15 protein-coding genes are annotated in these 16,165 nt (G+C 56.1%); 5 read left to right on the top strand and 10 right to left on the bottom strand.

Annotated features, from left to right (window positions below; translation table 11 throughout):
• Position 1: 1 nt before the first annotated feature.
• The 7 genes from NYE74_RS31615 to cobD all read right to left on the bottom strand — a co-directional run bounded on the left by NYE74_RS31615 (position 2) and on the right by cobD (position 7,398).
• Positions 2–1,333, bottom strand: coding sequence for an ABC transporter substrate-binding protein (locus NYE74_RS31615; RefSeq protein WP_340926245.1), 1,332 nt, complete (start codon positions 1,331–1,333; stop codon positions 2–4).
• 59 nt (positions 1,334–1,392) lie between these two features.
• Positions 1,393–2,238 (bottom strand): carbohydrate ABC transporter permease, encoded by an 846-nt coding sequence (locus NYE74_RS31610; protein ID WP_340926244.1) that lies wholly within the window; start codon positions 2,236–2,238, stop codon positions 1,393–1,395.
• A gap of 26 nt (positions 2,239–2,264) precedes the next feature.
• Complete coding sequence (locus tag NYE74_RS31605; RefSeq protein ID WP_340926243.1) at positions 2,265–3,140, bottom strand: carbohydrate ABC transporter permease; 876 nt, start codon at positions 3,138–3,140, stop codon at positions 2,265–2,267.
• A 122-nt stretch (positions 3,141–3,262) separates the two neighbouring features.
• A complete protein-coding gene (locus tag NYE74_RS31600) occupies positions 3,263–4,015 on the bottom strand; it encodes an IclR family transcriptional regulator (RefSeq protein ID WP_340926242.1) in 753 nt (250 codons plus the stop codon).
• Positions 4,016–4,527: 512 nt separating this feature from the next.
• On the bottom strand, positions 4,528–5,499 hold the full coding sequence (gene cbiB, locus NYE74_RS31595; protein WP_340926240.1) for an adenosylcobinamide-phosphate synthase CbiB: 972 nt from the start codon (positions 5,497–5,499) through the stop codon (positions 4,528–4,530).
• A complete protein-coding gene (locus tag NYE74_RS31590; protein WP_340926238.1) occupies positions 5,496–6,278 on the bottom strand; it encodes an adenosylcobinamide amidohydrolase in 783 nt (260 codons plus the stop codon). Before NYE74_RS31590 ends, cbiB begins: the two co-directional genes overlap by 4 nt.
• A 4-nt stretch (positions 6,279–6,282) precedes the next feature.
• Complete coding sequence (cobD, locus tag NYE74_RS31585) at positions 6,283–7,398, bottom strand: threonine-phosphate decarboxylase CobD (protein WP_340926237.1); 1,116 nt, start codon at positions 7,396–7,398, stop codon at positions 6,283–6,285.
• A gap of 239 nt (positions 7,399–7,637) precedes the next feature.
• Between cobD and NYE74_RS31580 the strand changes: the two genes are divergently transcribed.
• Together NYE74_RS31580 and NYE74_RS31575 are read left to right on the top strand one after the other, a co-directional pair.
• On the top strand, positions 7,638–8,642 hold the full coding sequence (locus tag NYE74_RS31580) for a lipoate--protein ligase (RefSeq protein ID WP_340926234.1): 1,005 nt from the start codon (positions 7,638–7,640) through the stop codon (positions 8,640–8,642).
• 32 nt (positions 8,643–8,674) lie between these two features.
• Positions 8,675–9,487, top strand: coding sequence for a Cof-type HAD-IIB family hydrolase (locus tag NYE74_RS31575; RefSeq protein WP_340926232.1), 813 nt, complete (start codon positions 8,675–8,677; stop codon positions 9,485–9,487).
• 372 nt (positions 9,488–9,859) lie between these two features.
• Here NYE74_RS31575 and NYE74_RS31570 read toward each other — a convergent pair whose 3' ends face one another.
• On the bottom strand, positions 9,860–10,633 hold the full coding sequence (locus tag NYE74_RS31570; protein WP_340926229.1) for an MBL fold metallo-hydrolase: 774 nt from the start codon (positions 10,631–10,633) through the stop codon (positions 9,860–9,862).
• Positions 10,634–10,870: 237 nt separating this feature from the next.
• On the opposite strand from NYE74_RS31570, the gene murI reads away from it, so the two are divergent.
• Entirely contained in the window at positions 10,871–11,668 is a 798-nt protein-coding gene (gene murI, locus NYE74_RS31565) for a glutamate racemase (RefSeq protein ID WP_340926227.1), read from the top strand.
• Between the two features lie 79 nt (positions 11,669–11,747).
• Here the strand turns inward: murI and NYE74_RS31560 are convergent, their stop codons facing one another.
• A complete protein-coding gene (locus tag NYE74_RS31560; protein ID WP_340926225.1) occupies positions 11,748–12,614 on the bottom strand; it encodes an anti-sigma factor in 867 nt (288 codons plus the stop codon).
• On the bottom strand, positions 12,589–13,200 hold the full coding sequence (locus tag NYE74_RS31555; protein WP_340926223.1) for an RNA polymerase sigma factor: 612 nt from the start codon (positions 13,198–13,200) through the stop codon (positions 12,589–12,591). The genes NYE74_RS31560 and NYE74_RS31555 overlap by 26 nt, the downstream gene beginning before the upstream one ends.
• Before the next feature lie 410 nt (positions 13,201–13,610).
• On the opposite strand from NYE74_RS31555, the gene NYE74_RS31550 reads away from it, so the two are divergent.
• Both NYE74_RS31550 and NYE74_RS31545 read left to right on the top strand, forming a co-directional pair.
• Positions 13,611–14,513 (top strand): IS1595 family transposase, encoded by a 903-nt coding sequence (locus NYE74_RS31550; protein ID WP_340926222.1) that lies wholly within the window; start codon positions 13,611–13,613, stop codon positions 14,511–14,513.
• A gap of 488 nt (positions 14,514–15,001) precedes the next feature.
• Positions 15,002–16,162, top strand: coding sequence for a COG1470 family protein (locus NYE74_RS31545; RefSeq protein ID WP_341005512.1), 1,161 nt, complete (start codon positions 15,002–15,004; stop codon positions 16,160–16,162).
• Positions 16,163–16,165: the final 3 nt, after the last annotated feature.

The following is a 16,165-nucleotide window of genomic DNA, read 5'->3' as shown; positions in this document are numbered from 1 at the left end:
CTTACTGCTTGCCGGCGTTGTAGTTGCCCGCAACCGCGTCCAGCGTCTCCTTGGCCGGAGCGTTCTGGAAAATAATTCTTTGCGCCGCTTTGGCCAGATCCGTGCTCAAAAGGGTATAATCCGCCGGATAGAAAACGATTTGACCGCTTTCGCTTGCCTCCTGCTTCCAGCGCAGCAGTTCCTCGTAGTTCGGCAACGCAGTTACCGCGGCATCCTCGTAAGCGGAGGACAGCACGGGCATAACGCCGGCTTCGGCCCATTTGATCTGCGATTCTTTGCTCAAATAGTATTTAATGAACTCCCACGCCTGATCGGGATGTTTGGTGTTCGCCCCGATCGCCAGCGTCTGGCCGGCGACCATGGTCGGCGCGGGTTGCCCTTTTTCGAACGGAGGCATCGGCATCGTCATGATGTTTTGGCCGATCTCGGAGCCTCTGATCGCCGAAGCGCGCATCGTTCCCGACACCGCTGTGGCGATGTTGCCGGCTTTGAGCCCGCTTGTGATGTCGTCGGCCGTCATCGAAATCGTCTGATTGTTCATCGCCCCGCTGTCCACCATGTCTTTAAGGAAATTGATCGCTTTGACGCCGGCGTCATCGTTAAACACCGCTTTGCCGTCCGCGTCGAACATCTGGCCGCCCGCCGCCCGCAAAATCGGAATAAAGGTCTCCATGAACGATGCCGCGTTCGCCCCTTCGGACATGCCGACCGCAAATCCCAGCCGGCTGCCGTCTCCCACCTGCTTCGATGCTGCGAGCAGCTCGGGCAGCGTTTCCGGAGCTTTCAGACCGGCCGCGTCGTAAAGGTCTTTCCGGTAGAATAAGGTGAATACCCTCGCCTCCCAAGGCATCGCCATAATTTCGCCGTTCAGCTTGAGCTGGTCCGCCGAATAGATATAATCGTCTTTTCCTTCCTGACCCAGCCATTCCGCCGCATATTGGGTAATGGGCTGAATCGTCTTGGCTTCGGTATGCATTTTCAACAGATCGGTGTATACGTTCAAAATATCCGGTCCGCCGCCCGAAGCGGTCGCTTGAATAACCTGGGAATCGATCTTGGAAAAGTGAACGCTTTCAACCGAAACTTTGATGTCGCTCTGACTGGCGTTAAAGCTCTCGACGATGCTTTTTAACGCCGCCGATCGCGGATCGTCCTGCTGCTCCGGGTTAAGGAACGTCCACAATCTTAGCTGGGCAGGTTTCCCGGCATCGCCGGCGGCTGAATTGCCCGGCGTGTTTGAGCCGCCCGGCGTTTCCCCGCCCCCCGAATTGCCGCAACCGGCCAGCGCTCCGATCATCACCACGGTAAAGATGAAGGTCCAAAGCTTTTTCATGTTTAATACCCCCCAGTCGTTTAGTTATGTGAAGAGGATGTCCCTCTTGACACCGCCGATTACCCTTTGACCGCCCCCGCGGACAAGCCGTCCACGAATTTGGACTGCAGACAGACAAACAATACGACTACCGGAATGACCGAGATGACCACGGCGGCCATCAGTTGTCCCCAGTTGATCCCGTACTGGGTAATGTAGTTGTACAGGCCGACGGACAGAAGCCGCAGCTCGTCCTTGGTCGTAAAAGAGAAAGCCACGAGAAAATCGTTCCATACGTAGATGGCGGACAACAGCGCGCCGGCGGCCAGGCCGGGCTGGGATACGGGAAGAATAAGCTGGTAGAAGGTGCGAAGCGGCGAGCTGCCGTCGACCTTGGCCGCTTCCTCGATCTCCTTGGGGACGGAGTCGAAGAATCCCCGCAGCACCCAAATCAGCATCGGCGTTCGCCAGGCCGTGTAAATCAGGATCATGCCGATAAAGGTGTCGTACAAACCGACCTTGACGGCGGTTAAATAAAGCGGAATCAGAATGGCAATGCCCGGAATCATCGAAGTCATGAGAATCAGGAACAGGATTATTTTTTTGCCCCGGAAATGAAATCTTGAAGCCGCATACGCCGCATGTGCGGAAATAAACAGGGAAGCCAGGATGGAAACGGCCGCGACCAGCATGCTGTTCAGATAATAGCGGGGAAAGTTGGAATGAAACAGCACGTTGGCATAGTTCTCGAAAGTAGGCTGCGCCGGAATCCATCGCGGCGGGTATTGCACGATCATCGCCTCGGACTTGAGCGAAGTGCTGACCGCCCATAAAATCGGGATAAGCGCAAAGGCGGAGCTTAGAATCAATATGAGATACACGAGGAAATCGAATCTTTTTCCGTTGGACATGAGCCTGCTTTGCATAGCCGCCCCCCCTTTTCTTGTGTTCGCTATTCTTTGTTTTTAAGCGCTTTCACATATAGCAAGCTCAAAATGATATTGAAGCCGAAAAGCAGGACACTGAACGCCGAACCCATGCCGATGTTCCAATATTCGAAACCTTCCTTGAACGCCCGCAGGCTTAACGTCTCCGTCGCGCTGAACGGTCCGCCGCCGGTAAAGACGTAAATTAATGTCACCATGTTAAAATACTCCAGGCTAAGCATGATCAACGTGACCAGAACCGTAGGTTTGATCAGCGGCAGCGTGATGTGCGTAAACGACTTCCAGCCGGTCGCTCCGTCGACGCGCCCCGCTTCGTAAAGCTCGGACGAAATCGTCTGCAGCGCGGCCAAAATAAGCACCAGCGCGATCGGGAAGGTGTTCCAAACGTTGGCGGCGATTAGCGCGAGATTGGCTCCCCCGCTGGTGCTGAGCAGATCGACCTTGGCGCCGCCGAACCGCTCGATCACATAATTCACGGGTCCATAGTTGGCGTTGATCAGCCATTTCCACAGCAGCGCCGTAACCGTTTGCGAAATGACCCAAGGCAAGATGATCGCCGTTCTGAACAAAACTCTGAACTTGATTTTCATATTTAACAGAACAGCCAGCAGCGTGCTTAGGGGAACCACGATTAGAATTGATCCGAATACGTAGACAAATGAATTTCCGATGTTTTTGAGACCGCTTTCATTTTTGAAAATGGAGAGAAAATTGCCGGCGCCCACATAAGCTCCCGTTCTTACATATTCCGTTTCGTACATGCTCCATTTCATGGCCACGGCGATCGGATAAAACGATACCAGCAAAACCAGCAGCAGCGCGGGGGCCATAAAAGCGTACGCAATCCATTTTTCGCTATTTTTCTTCCCGATCGTCTCCATTCGTCTACCTCCTGCCTTAGATTTCAAAGTATAAATGATGGAAAACGTTCCATATTATAGAACATCGTTCTTAATATTTCGTAAAAAAAAGCGGAGTCACCCCTTTCAGGCGTACAATGAGATTAAGACAGCTGTCTTTCGATTTGTTGCTTATGCTGCTTCAGCAGGCTGGCGAAAAACTCGATTTTGTCCTCGTCAAACCGCAAGGAAGGACCGGATATGCTGATCGCCGCGAACGGATACCCTCTTCTGTCCATAATGGGAACACCGACGCCCTTGATTCCGTATTCATGCTCCATGTTGTCTACCGAGTACCCCCTTTTTCTTGATTTGATCAGTTCGGCCCGCATCGCCTCTTTATTAGTGATCGTGTTTTCGGTAAATTGCGTAAAATCGTCCTGCAGCAAGCTTTCGAGTTCGTCGTCCGGCAAAAAAGCCAGCATCGCTTTTCCCGTCGCGGTGCAGTACACTGGAGCCATGACGCCCATCTTGGACGTCTCCATGATCGTGCCGGACGTGCAGGCGTAGTCCAGATAGAGCACCTGTTTATTGTGCAGAATGGCGTAATATACGATTTCGTCCGTTTCGTTGGCGATTTGCTTGATGTGCGGCTGGATGAAGTCTCTTTCGTGCAGGTTGCTGCTGATAATGTTGCTGAGCTTCAGGATATTGAGGCCCAGCTTGTATTTGTTGGTGTGCGGATTTTTGGTCAAATAACCGTGTTTTTCGAAAGTGGATACGATGTTGTGCACATTGCTCTTATACAAACCAAGCTTGTTGCAGATCTCCGTGATGCCCAGCTCCGGCTCGTCAACGGAAAAACACTCCAGCACGTCCAACGCTTTGGATAGGGACTTTACTTTGGATTCTTCCATGGCCTAAGGTCCTCTCTTTTTGTCGACGTTCTATATTAGAGAACGTCGTTCTATTTCTATATCGTCATTATGGAATGCGCTTTCATTCTTGTCAAGGGGGTTTTTCTACTTTATTTCGACAATTTTTCTGTGTACTAGCCTGTTGAAAACTCAGGCGGCGGAAACATAAGGGGAAAAAATGGCGTTATTTCGGCGATATCCCCCATGTTAAGAGAAATAGAGGAAATTTATGTCGCTATTTTCTCGAATCGCAGAGGAATGGGCATTTTTTGCAGCGTTCATGGGAAAATAAGGCCATAAAATTCCGCTAATGGTAATGAACAGGCTAGACTCCGGATAATAAGAACATAAATTTCCGTTATTTGTATGGACGTTTCTGAGACAGCCTGATTTTTACAGCTATTTGGTTCATGCTCGCTGAGCATCCTCGATTCTGGCGCCAAGAACAAATGGAAATCAGCGATACATGGTACTCACCCGCAGATGAACCACGTTATTTAAGAAGCAAGCCGCTAGATCCAGGCAATTCCCCCGCTTCGCCAAATCCACAGCGCTGTGCCCAGCAAGACGAAGACGCCGGCCACCCAAAAAAGCAGCTGAGCGGTGCGGGGGATGTCCTCGGGCGCGAGCTCGCGGGTTTTGTCGCCCATATAAGCGCGGAACGAAACGACGCCGCGGTAGCTGTTTTCGCCGCCCAGCCGCACCCCGAGCGCTCCGGCGACCGCCGCCTCCGGGCGGCCGCTGTTCGGGCTCGGATGCTTCCGTGCGTCGCGGCGCACCGTGCGCCAGGCCCGGGCCGCGTCGAGCCGGAGCGTCCAGGCGGCCGCGATCAGCAGCAGCGCCGTCAGCCGGGCGGGGATAAAGTTGGCGACGTCGTCCAGCCGGGCGGAAGCCCAGCCGAGATCGATGTACTTGTCGTTTTTGTAGCCGACCATCGAATCGAGGGTGTTGACCGCCCGGTAAGCCATCGCCAGCGGGGCCCCGCCCAGCAGCGCGAAAAACAGCGGCGACACCACGGCGTCAACGATGTTTTCCGCGACCGTTTCGACGGCGCCGCGGGTAATTTCCGGCGCATCCAGGTGCGCCGTATCGCGGCCGACGATCATGCCCAGCGATCGCCGGGCCGCGGGGAGGTCGCCGCGCAGCAGGTGGCCGTGCACGTCCATGCCGGCGTCTCGCAGGCCTTTGGCCGCGATCGTCGTCCAGATCAGCGCGGCTTCCGCCAGCGCCGCGAGCCACGGGCTGACCTGGGCCAGGAGCCGCAGCGCGGCCCAGGTCAAGGCAAAGCTGCCGCCGGCGACTAGCAGCGGCAGCAGTACCCCCGCCGCTCGGTAGCGGCGGGGAGGGACGAGGCGGCGGAGCGCCGCCTCGAGCGCGGCGACCGCCTTGCCCATCCCGACGACGGGATGGGGCAGCCAGCGCGGGTCGCCGAGCAGCCGGTCGAGCAAATACGCGACCGGCAACACCCACCACGCCGCCGTCATGGGCGCAGCTCCTGCCCTGTCCCCGGCCCTGTCCCTGCCCCTGCCCCCGTTTCCGCTTCGGCCTCCGCCGCAGCGCGCAGCGACTCGGTCACGGCGGCATACACCAGGCGGCCCACCGTGCCGCCGAGGTCCGTGGCGGTGCCGGCGTACGCGTGCAGCAGCGGCCAGCCGGCCCGCTGGCTCGCGCCGAGCACGACCGCATCGGTCGTGGTGCCGGTGGCCGCAAGACCGTTCTCGGCGTCGCGCACGCCGAGATCCGCGAGCGCGGCCGTTTTCGCCTCCGTCGCCGTGATCACGGCGTTCACCAGCGCCGCCGGCGTCAGCCGCCCGTCCACGGCCAGCATAATATTGATCGTTCCCGGCGTCCAGGAGGCCGGGAACGTCGTCCGCCGCACGCCGGCCCGCGCGGCGTTCCCCGCCCCCGCCGTCGCGCAGCAGAAGACGGCGAAATCTTCGCCGCGCTCCTCCGCCACCGCGGCGTGCCGCAGCTGCACGGCCGTCAGCAATCCGGCCGTCCCTTCCGCCGGATATCCCCACTTGCGCAGCAGCGCCGCAATATCCCGCTGCGGATCGTCGCAACGGTAAGTCCGGTCTACATAGATGTTGACCATCCGCCGTAAAGCCCCGGGCCCGCCGCCAAACACCGAGCTGCCGAGGCTGTCCAGCTCTTCCGGAGCTACCAGCAGCAGATGCCGCTCCCCAAATTGAAGGCGCAGCCCCGGCCATACCTCCGAGTTATAAACGGCTCCCGGTTCCCCCGTCACAAAAGGCATCGTCATACTTTTACTCCTCCCGTTCTCCCATTACCTGCTCCATTTCCCAAACCAGCTTGGCGCAGGCCGCGTCATCCTTGACGGCAACGCGAATATCCCGCGCGGTTAAACCCGGATACATCGCGCAGCTGCGCACCAGCACTCCGCGCCGTCCGAGCGCTTCCTGCATCCGCTTAGCGGTCCAGGGCTCCGGCAGGCGGACGAGCAAAAAGTTCGCTTCCCCCGGCCACGTCCGGCAGCCGAGCCGCCCCAGCGCCTCGCGCAGCCGTTCGCGCTGCCGCTCAACCAGCGCGATCGTCGCCCGTTCATAATCGGCATCCGCCCGCAGACAAACTTCGCCGGCCAAGAGCGCCAGCGTGTTTACGCTCCACGTCACCCGCTTGTCCCGCATCGCCGCGGCCAGCCGTGGATGCGCCGCCGTAAACCCGAGCCGCAGCCCCGGGATCGCGTAAAACTTCGTCATCGAGCGGATGACGATCAGATGAGGGTACGCCTCAAGCTCGGGAAGCAAGGTACAGCGCCGCTCCTCCGGGATAAAATCGATAAACGCTTCGTCCACCGCCACATAGGTGCCGTACGCTTCCCCCGCCTCAGCGAACCGCCGCAGCTCGTCCAAACCGTACTGCACCCCGTTGGGATTGTTCGGCTGCCCGACAAACACCATGTCCGTATCGCGGATCAGCCGCGTCAGCTCGTCCGGGTCGGCCTTGAAATCGCGCTCCTCCGTGCCGAACACCGAAACCACCTCCGCGCCATACCGCTCCGACAAGCTGCGGTATTCCGAAAAGCAGGGCTCGACGATCCCCACTTTTCCCGGAGACAGCGCGAGCAAGGCCAAGGCCATATTTTCCGCGGCCCCGTTGCCGATGACAAACGACGCCTCCGCAAGCCGATAGCGTTCCGACAGCAGCCCGACAAGACGCCGGTGCCCGGGGTCCGGGTAGCGCACCACCTCCGGCAGCGCGTCTCTGAGCGCTTCCAGCAATCCCGGCGGCGGACCGAGCGGGTTGATGTTGGCGCTGAAGTCCGTAAATCCGCCGGCCGCCGCGCCGTATTTAAGCGAGGCCGTTTCCAGATCTCCCCCGTGACCGTAAATTTCCAACACGTCCATCATTCCTCTTTTCATGTTCCGCAAATCCTTCCATTTTCACCAATGCCCTCATTATGAAGTTCCGGCCAGTCTCCGTCAATCCGCAAAAAACGCGGCCGACCGCAAAAAACGATAGGCTGAACTCCGCTGAAACGGTTCTTTGGTTTCAAGGCCGATTGGTTTACAATAGAAGTGAAGCAGTTTTCATAGATTGCGGGAAACGCTCGAACGCCGGGCCGTCCGCAGACGAAAAGTGATAGGGGGAAAGAAACCTAATGTTATTTATCGACAACGAGGGGATTACCGATGCGTCCGTAAACCTGGCCATCGAGGAATACGCCCTCAGACATCTTCCGCTGGAAGACGACAGCTATCTGCTTTTTTATATCAATGCCCCGTCGATCATCATCGGCAAACACCAGAACACGATCGAGGAAATCAACGCCGAATACGTCAAGGAAAACGGCGTGCAGGTCGTTCGCCGGCTTTCCGGGGGCGGAGCGGTATATCACGATCTGGGCAACCTCAATTTCAGCTTCATCACCAAAGATGACGGACAGTCGTTCCACAATTTCCGCAAATTTACCGAGCCTGTCGTGCAGGCGCTCAAATCGCTGGGCGTCAACGCGGAGATGACCGGGCGCAACGACCTGCAGGTCGGGGAGCAAAAGATTTCCGGCAACGCCCAATTTTCCACGCGCGGGCGGATGTTCAGCCACGGCACGCTGATGTTTAATCTGAATTTGGACAACGTGCAGGCTTCGCTTCACGCCAACCCGGAGAAATTCAAATCGAAAAGCACCAAATCCGTGCGCAGCCGGGTCGCCAACATCATTGATTTTCTGGACAAAAAAATGACGATCGAAGAGTTCCGCGCCGAGCTGCTGCGCCATATTTTCGGCATGGAGCCGGAGGCGGTACCGCAATATAAATTGACCGAAAGCGATTGGGCCAAAATCCATGAAATCTCCAACCAGCGCTACAAAAACTGGGACTGGAACTACGGATTGTCGCCGGAATGCAACGTCAAACACGCGAAAAAATTCCCGGTCGGCATCATCGATCTGCGCATGAACATCAAGGACGGGCATATTCAGGAGATCAAGATTTACGGCGATTTCTTCGGCGTCGGTGACGTCGCCGACATCGAGGACAAGCTGCGGGGCATAAAATACGCGGAAGAGGCCGTGCGAACCGCGCTGGCCGGCATCGACATCCAACATTACTTCGGCAATCTGGAATTTGACGACTTTATCGGACTGGTGTTCCTTGAGGAATAGGACGCTTTTAGCAAAATAGAAGGAGAGAAACCATGTACAAACTGATAGCGATCGACATTGACGATACTTTGATCAACGACGACAAGGAGGTGACTCCGGCCACTCAGCAGGCGCTGGAACAAGCGGTGGCAAAAGGCGTTGTCGTCACGCTGGCGACCGGCCGGGCCTACGCTTCCGCGCAGGCGATCGCCCGCCAGACAGGGCTCAATGTGCCGATCATTACGTACCAGGGTTCGCTGATCAAGAATTTGATGGACGAAAAGGTGCTCTACGAGCGGTATGTCCCGAAGGAAGCGGCCCGCAAACTGTTCGAATATTGCATCCGCCGCAATCTGCATCTGCAGACCTACATCGATGACAAGCTGTACGCCCGCGAAGAAAATCAGAAGCTGATCGACTACACGAACCTGAACCGGACCCGCTATTATATCGAACCCGATTTTGAAAAATTGGTCGAACAGCCGACGCCAAAAATGCTGATCATCGACGAGCCCGATTTTCTCGACGAGATTGCCCCGGAGCTTCGCGAGCTGCTGGGCCAAGGCGTGCATATCACGAAATCGAAGCCGAATTTCCTGGAGATCATGCACGAGGAAGGCACCAAAGGCCATGCCCTGAAATTCCTGGCCGGCCATTTCGGCTGCGACCTGTCGCAAACGATCGCCATCGGCGACTCCTGGAACGATCACGAAATGCTCGAAGCCGCCGGACTCGGCGTGGCGATGGGCAACGCCATCCCGGCCCTCAAAAAAATCGCCGATTACGTGACGCTAAGCAACAATGAGGACGGCGTCAAACACGTCATCGACAAGTTCGTGCTGAATCCGGTAGCTCCGGAAGCTTAAATCCGCCCCTAATGAAAGAGGTTATCCTAGTAAAGCGCCGCGCATCCAATACGGCAAAACCAAGGATAACCTCTTTTTGATCTTGTCCGCCTAGCACAACTTCCTCCAAAAATAAGGACATAAAATGTCGCTAATGGAGATCAACATGCCAGGCTTCGGATAATAAGTACATAAATTGCCGCTATTTTGATGGCCGATCATCGGTCATTTCACTAGCTAGTCGTTTTCATTAGCAGGCCATTCCAACAGCCGGTCATTCCACTAGCAGATCGCTCCACTAGCAGGCCGTCCCTAGAGCTTGCCGTCAAGCGCCGCTTCCAGGTTGACCCCTTCTTACCGCTAACGCTGCCCCTCTTCAAAATTCCAATTCGATTATTCGCCAAGCCATACGCTCATCCCCGTTCTCGCAAACGCTACGCCGGCCGGCAAGCCGTAATCGCGGCGGAGGTCGATATCGTGGGACATGTGGGTGAACAGCGTCCGCTTCGGCCGGGTTTCGCGCAGCAGCTCCAGCGCTTCGGTGACGTCATATACCGATCTGGTGGAAAATTCGGCCTCTTCCCGGTAAAAGCTCGTGCCCAGCACCAGCAGATCCAAACCGTGCAGCGGGGCACGCTGTTCCTCGGGCAAAGCGATCGAATCGGAGCAGTACGCCCAGGCGAAGCCGTTTTTCTCGAAGCGGTACGCGTACGAAAACCCGTTTTTGCCGTGAAACACCTTCCAGCCGCGGATTTGCCATCCGCCGAGGGTGATCCCGTCATCCGCCGCATGCATATCGAGATTTCCGCCCAGCCAGGGGTACTGCCGGACGATCATGTCCAGCACCTCACGCGGCGCGTACAGCTGCCCTCTCCGGTTCAACCAGCGGCAGGCGTCGGCCCATTCCGGCAGCCCGCCGATATGGTCAAAATGGGCGTGAGTCACCAAAATCCGCTCGGCAAAACGCTGGCCTCTCCGCTCCATTCCCGTCCGCCAATCCGGGCCGCAGTCGATCAGAAAGCTCCCTTCTTCCCCCTCGACCGAGACGAGCGAACGGTACCTCCGATTGACGCCCGAGCTTCGGGCCTCCCCGCAAACCTCGCATTCGCAATATACTCTCGGAACCCCCATCGCGTCGCCGGTGCCGATAAATACAAGCTGATCCATGCAGGAGTCCGCTCCTTTCCAGCTAAATTTCCATACCCCCATTTTATCCCTTTCGATATATTCGCAACAAGCAAAAACGCCTTTTTTTATGCCGGGTAGTGGAAATCGACCTTACGGGCCGTGCGGCAATATCGTAAAATAAACCATGTCCCTTTCGAAGGAAATAACTATAAATGGTACAGAGCAGACTTGAATGCTAAAATAAAACAGAAATCATTAACGAGAAGAGTGAAAGCAGTGAGAATAGGATTTTTGGATTCCGGGATCGGCGGGATTACCGTGCTTCACCAGGCGCTGCGGCTGCTGCCGAACGAGGATTACATCTTTTATGCGGATACCTTGCACGTCCCGTACGGCGAAAAACCGAAGGAAGAAGTTAAAGAGTATATTTTTGATGCGGTGGACTTTATTGTGGGCCAAGGCGTGAAGGCGCTGGTCGTGGCCTGCAACACGGCGACCTGCATCGCGATCGAGGATCTCCGCCGGAAATACGATCTTCCGATCGTGGGCATAGAACCAGCCGTAAAACCCGCGGTACAAAAATGGGAGGGACGGCGGAAAAAAGTTTTGGTGCTGGCGACACAGTTAACGCTGAACGAGGAAAAGTTCCATAATCTAGTCAAAAGAATCGACCATGAGGACATCGTGGAGAGTTTGCCTCTTCCGGGTTTGGTCCGTTTTGCGGAGAAGTTCGAATTCGCCGAAGAGGTCGCCGTGCCCTATTTAAAAGAACAATTGTCTCCCCTGGATCTTACCCAGTATGGAACCGTTGTTCTGGGTTGCACGCATTTCCCTTATTTCGAAAATAGCCTTAGACAGCTGTTTCCGCCGGAAGTGGACATCATTTCGGGGAGTTTCGGAACCGCCAAAAACTTAAAACGCATCCTCGAAGCAAGAGGGCAATTGCACGAAGGTACGGGCGATATCGTGTTTTACCAGTCCGGCGCGAAAGTCGAAGATCAGGAAACGTTGACGAATTACAAAAATTTGCTGGCCATGCTGGACGAATTATATTACCATCCGAAACATGTCTGATTACCGAAAAGCGCGAGCCGTCAGGGTTATCCCCTTGCGCTCGCGCTCTTTTTGTGTCTATGCCCCATCCGGCCGGCGGCTACCGCCCCAGCAAATCCAAAGAGATTGTATGCAAAAGCGGCTTTCCTTCCGGCGCTCCGCCCGCCGGTTCGATCGTAAGCTCCAGGTTGTCGGCGTCGCTTAATGTTTTGTCCTTGACGTAAAGATGGGCCCGGTTGGCGTGATACTGCAAGAGGCCCAGGCTGTCGCGCATGCCCTCCTTGACGATCCATACCCTTACCAGTTGATTTTTATCCGGGACGAGCCCGCCGACCAGCATCAGCATCTCCCGGGAATCGGCATTATACCAAACCATGCCGCCATCCTGCTCCAGCCGCCCCATATCGATCTGATAAGATATCGTCCCCGGCTTGGACATTACCGGCAGCGCCTCGGGCTCATAGGTTTGTACATAGCGGTCCCACTTAGCATCCGGCTGCGTCAAGCGGCCGATACCAACCCCCATCCCAATCAGCACCATCAAAACAGCGGCAAACGATACCGTCCATTTCCAGCGGTGCGCAAAAAAACGGGAAACGCCGATCCGCCACCCGGTCATTTGTACCCGAAGGCGCAGTTTTCTGCGGATCGAGTCGGAAGGGACCTTGGCCGGCAGACCGTAATCTTCGCCGGCGTACGCCAGAGCATAAGCCGGTTCTTTCGTCTTATCCGCGGCGTCTTGGCCGCCGCCGCGAATATCCAAAATTTCTTCCCAGCGCCGCTTATGCTCAAGGCAGACCGCGCAGGAGGTTAAATGAGCCGCCATCTCCGAACGTTTCACCGCCGCCAGCGAGCCCAGCAGCCAGTCGATCCACTCTTGCTCCGAATACAAGCGGACGCAGGTACCCGGGTCGTCCTCTTTCCGTTTCGCCGCGCTGGTGCTAGGATCGATGTGTCGTCCGATCATGCGGATTCCCTCCCTCCAGTTGGTCTACCCAGCCCTGTTTTTCCAATTGCTTGCGCAAATTGTGCAGCCCGTACCGGACCCACGATTTCACCGTGCCGATCGGCACGCTCCAGGCCTCCGACATTTGGCGCTGGGTCTGCAGCGCGTAATAGGAGCCCATGATCGCTTTTTTCTGCGGCTCCGGCAGCGTATAAATCGCGGTGCGGATCGCTTCGCGCTCCAGCCTGGACAACACCTCGTCTTCGCCCGAACCGCCGGCCCCTTCCGTTTTCCGCTGCAGCGCCTCATCCCCAGGGTACTCCAACCGTGCCTTGCGCCGCATCCGGTCGAGGCTGCGGCTTCGCGTCATGACGGCCAGCCATGCCTTGATCGAGCCGCGGGCCGGATCGTAATCTTTGCCTCGGCGGAGCACTTCGATGAATACTTCGTGGCAAACATCCTCGGCTTCCATCCGTTCTCCGACCAAACGGCTGGCCACCTGCATCACAAATGGAGAAAACTCAGCGTAAAACGCATCAAACGCTTGCACCGAACCGCCGCACATCTCGCGCAGGCGCCGCGTCATCTCTTCATTTTGCAGGTCCATTCCCTTCCCTCCCGCAAGTTGTTCTCCTCTTCCTATTTAATTTTCGTTTTACCAAAAACGCTTCCTTTTGAAAACCCTAATTTTTTTTCGGCTCAAAACCGAGATCATTGCTTGACGAAATAAATGATGACTTTAGGCGGCTGTCCTGAGGGGCTGTCTATAGCGTTCGTGTCTTGGTGTCTTTGCCTGCTGCCTGCCTTTGCACGATTATCCCCTTCATTCAGGAGCAGGGACCAGGGGGTGGGGGCTAGAGCAAGGGTTCCAAAAAAATAGAAGAAAAAAACAAAAAAGATGAGGAAAAAATGAGGCGGTTCAGATGAGATTTTCGGCTTGATAAGGGAACATACGTTTGCTATAATGTAATAAATGGAACCTATGTTCGTACATTCTTGATTCGGGGGCGAGCGGATATGGAAGCCAATACGGGAACGGAACTTCAACCATTGAGCAGCCGTTTTAACAGCGAGCAGGACTGCATGGAGGCGTTGATCGCGATGAAATGGCCAAGCGGCTTCGTCTGCCCGCGCTGCGCTCACACCCGGTGCAACCGTCTGACTTCCCGGCATATCCCCTTATTTGAGTGCGGAAAGTGCAAGCATCAAACATCGCCTTTGGTTGGCACGATTTTTGAAGGAACGCATCTCCCCTTGGTGAAGTGGTTTCAGGCGCTGGAGTTGTTCCTGCTGGAGGGCGGCATCTCGGCGCTGCGGCTGAGCAAGGTGATCCAGGTCACCTACAAGACCGCCTGGTTAGTGCTACACAAAATACGTCATGCCGCCGGGGAGTTCGATGCCCGGGAGCTGCTCTCTGGAGACGTGAAGGTGAACAGCGATCAGTATGGGCGTAATCCGTCCCGGTGTCAGCTTTCGCATCCGTACGCCTCGGCGGTCGTAGCCGGCTGCACGGTCACGGAGTCGGGCGAGCCGGAGCAGGTCAAAATCCGCCTGTTGCCGCATAAGCGGGGAGGCGAAAAAAGGGCGAACCGTCACGAACTCGATGCGTTCATCAACGGGCATGTGGATGTCCGTACATCGACGGTGCAGTCCTTCCCTCTGGCCTTTCGGCTGTACACTCCCTTGCGGAAAGTGGTGAGAGAGGCGTGGGAATCGCTGAAAAGTACGTATGGAGCCTTGGGACTGAAACATCTGCAGGCGTACCTGAACGAGTACACCGTACGCCGCCGGCTGCGCCTGTCCGAAGCGGAAGAAACGATGCGGCAGCAGTTGCTGCACATGTGTGAGGCGGTGCAGGTGCTTCCCTACCGCCGGCTAATCGCGGGCCAACCGAATCAGCCCCTTGCGGCTGCAGCCTGATAGAAATGCTTGAACGGTACAGACGATGCGGCAAACGGATTTCAGGCTGCAGCAAGATCACGGTCTTTTCATTTTTCCCGGTGTCTCGCCCTATCCCTCCTGTCAGATCTGCTTCACTTCTCCTAAACCTTCATCCCCAAAACCTGTCTAATGATCTCGAACATAACTGCTTCTCCCGAACATTGCTTCTCCTAGACATATCTGCTTCTCCTAAACACATATCTACTTTTCGCAAATATATCTCCTTCACCTGAAGTTATCTTCTTCCCTGCTTCCTGATCAAACGGGATAATCGTGCAAAGCGTCCTGACAACGGATGTTGATTTGCCTTCAACGCTCTTCCGCCATTTCTTACCACAATCGGTTGCCTGCTTGATTGTCAAACACTGATTATTAGGTTGAGTTTTTTTCCCGGCGAATAAATCCAACCCGTTTTCCCGTTCGTATCCTTAATGAAATAACATTTTAACCATAGGGGGATCAAAGAGATGCTTCTATTTTTTCGAAAAGCGTCGCTGACGCTGCTCATCTTGTTTACCGCGCTCGGGGGCAGCGCTCTGACCGGCCCGGGCAAAGCTTCCGCAGCCGGCTCGCTGGAGCTGTACACCCCGTATCTCGAGTGGTCGGCCGCTCCCGGCGAAACCGTCTCTTATTCGATCGACCTCGTCAACCACGGGTCGTCCACCACTTCCGCCAGCCTGTCGCTGGAGACCGCGCACAAGGACTGGACCTATGACATGTCCGCAGGCGGGCGGGCCATTTCCCGGCTTGCCGTAAAACCCGGAGAATCGCAAACTTTTACCCTGGACTTGGAAGTGCCGCTGAAGGTCGATAAGGGCCGTTACGCCTTTAATTTGAAAGCCGATCAGACTACGCTTCCGCTCGTCGTCAACGTCTCGGAGCAAGGCACCTTCAAAACGGAGCTGACCTTGGATCAAGCGAACATGGAGGGCCATTCCGACTCCACGTTTACGTACAGCGCGGTGCTGCGGAACCGGACGACGCAAAAACAAACCTACGCCTTAACCGCCCAGGCCGAGCAAGGCTGGGACGTCCGGTTCAAAGCGGATTCCAACAGTGTGACCTCCGTGGAAGTCGAACCGAACGCGGAAAAAACGATCTTGATCGAGGTCAAGCCGCCGGAGCAAATCAAAGCCGGCACGTACGACATCCCGATCGCGGCCGCCAGCGGCGACTCGACGGCGAACGCAAGCATCGAAGCGGTCGTTACCGGTACCTACGATATGAAGTTTACGACATCCAATGAAGTCCTCAGCACGGATGTTAGAGCGGGCTCCGAACGCAAGCTGACGTTTGTGGTGCAAAACACCGGTTCGGCCGATCTGCAGGATCTTTCTTTTTCGTCGAGCGCGCCAACCGACTGGGAGGTTTCCTTTGAACCGTCCGCGATCAATGCCATCGCCCCTGGGGAGAGCAAGCAGGTCCAGGCCACGATCAAATCGAGCGAAAAAGCGCTGGCCGGAGACTACGTCGTCAGCCTGACCGCTTCTTCCGCCAATAAAAGCGCGAACGCCGATCTGCGGGTGACGGTGAAATCGTCCGTATTATGGGGATGGGTGGGAGTTCTCATCATACTGGCCGTCTGCGCGGGGATTTACTATTTGTTCCGGAAATACGGGAGAAGATAAACG

Source organism: Paenibacillus sp. FSL P4-0127 (genome assembly GCF_038007325.1).
GTDB classification, from domain to species: domain Bacteria; phylum Bacillota; class Bacilli; order Paenibacillales; family Paenibacillaceae; genus Fontibacillus; species Fontibacillus macerans.
Note: the sequence above shows the minus strand (reverse complement) of the source record. Positions and strands in the feature narration are given on the sequence as shown.

Excerpts from the sequence above, each read along its gene's own strand:
- cobD (WP_340926237.1), bottom strand. The coding sequence starts at position 7,398 with ATGAAAAGAGGAATGATGGACGTGTTGGAAATTTACGGTCACGGGGGA.
- NYE74_RS31550 (WP_340926222.1), top strand. The coding sequence starts at position 13,611 with ATGGAAGCCAATACGGGAACGGAACTTCAACCATTGAGCAGCCGTTTT.
- NYE74_RS31605 (WP_340926243.1), bottom strand. The coding sequence starts at position 3,140 with ATGGAGACGATCGGGAAGAAAAATAGCGAAAAATGGATTGCGTACGCT.
- NYE74_RS31555 (WP_340926223.1), bottom strand. The coding sequence starts at position 13,200 with ATGGACCTGCAAAATGAAGAGATGACGCGGCGCCTGCGCGAGATGTGC.
- NYE74_RS31545 (WP_341005512.1), top strand. The coding sequence starts at position 15,002 with ATGCTTCTATTTTTTCGAAAAGCGTCGCTGACGCTGCTCATCTTGTTT.
- NYE74_RS31610 (WP_340926244.1), bottom strand. The coding sequence starts at position 2,238 with ATGCAAAGCAGGCTCATGTCCAACGGAAAAAGATTCGATTTCCTCGTG.
- NYE74_RS31615 (WP_340926245.1), bottom strand. The coding sequence starts at position 1,333 with ATGAAAAAGCTTTGGACCTTCATCTTTACCGTGGTGATGATCGGAGCG.
- NYE74_RS31580 (WP_340926234.1), top strand. The coding sequence starts at position 7,638 with ATGTTATTTATCGACAACGAGGGGATTACCGATGCGTCCGTAAACCTG.
- cbiB (WP_340926240.1), bottom strand. The coding sequence starts at position 5,499 with ATGACGGCGGCGTGGTGGGTGTTGCCGGTCGCGTATTTGCTCGACCGG.
- NYE74_RS31560 (WP_340926225.1), bottom strand. The coding sequence starts at position 12,614 with ATGATCGGACGACACATCGATCCTAGCACCAGCGCGGCGAAACGGAAA.
- NYE74_RS31575 (WP_340926232.1), top strand. The coding sequence starts at position 8,675 with ATGTACAAACTGATAGCGATCGACATTGACGATACTTTGATCAACGAC.
- NYE74_RS31570 (WP_340926229.1), bottom strand. The coding sequence starts at position 10,633 with ATGGATCAGCTTGTATTTATCGGCACCGGCGACGCGATGGGGGTTCCG.
- NYE74_RS31590 (WP_340926238.1), bottom strand. The coding sequence starts at position 6,278 with ATGACGATGCCTTTTGTGACGGGGGAACCGGGAGCCGTTTATAACTCG.
- NYE74_RS31600 (WP_340926242.1), bottom strand. The coding sequence starts at position 4,015 with ATGGAAGAATCCAAAGTAAAGTCCCTATCCAAAGCGTTGGACGTGCTG.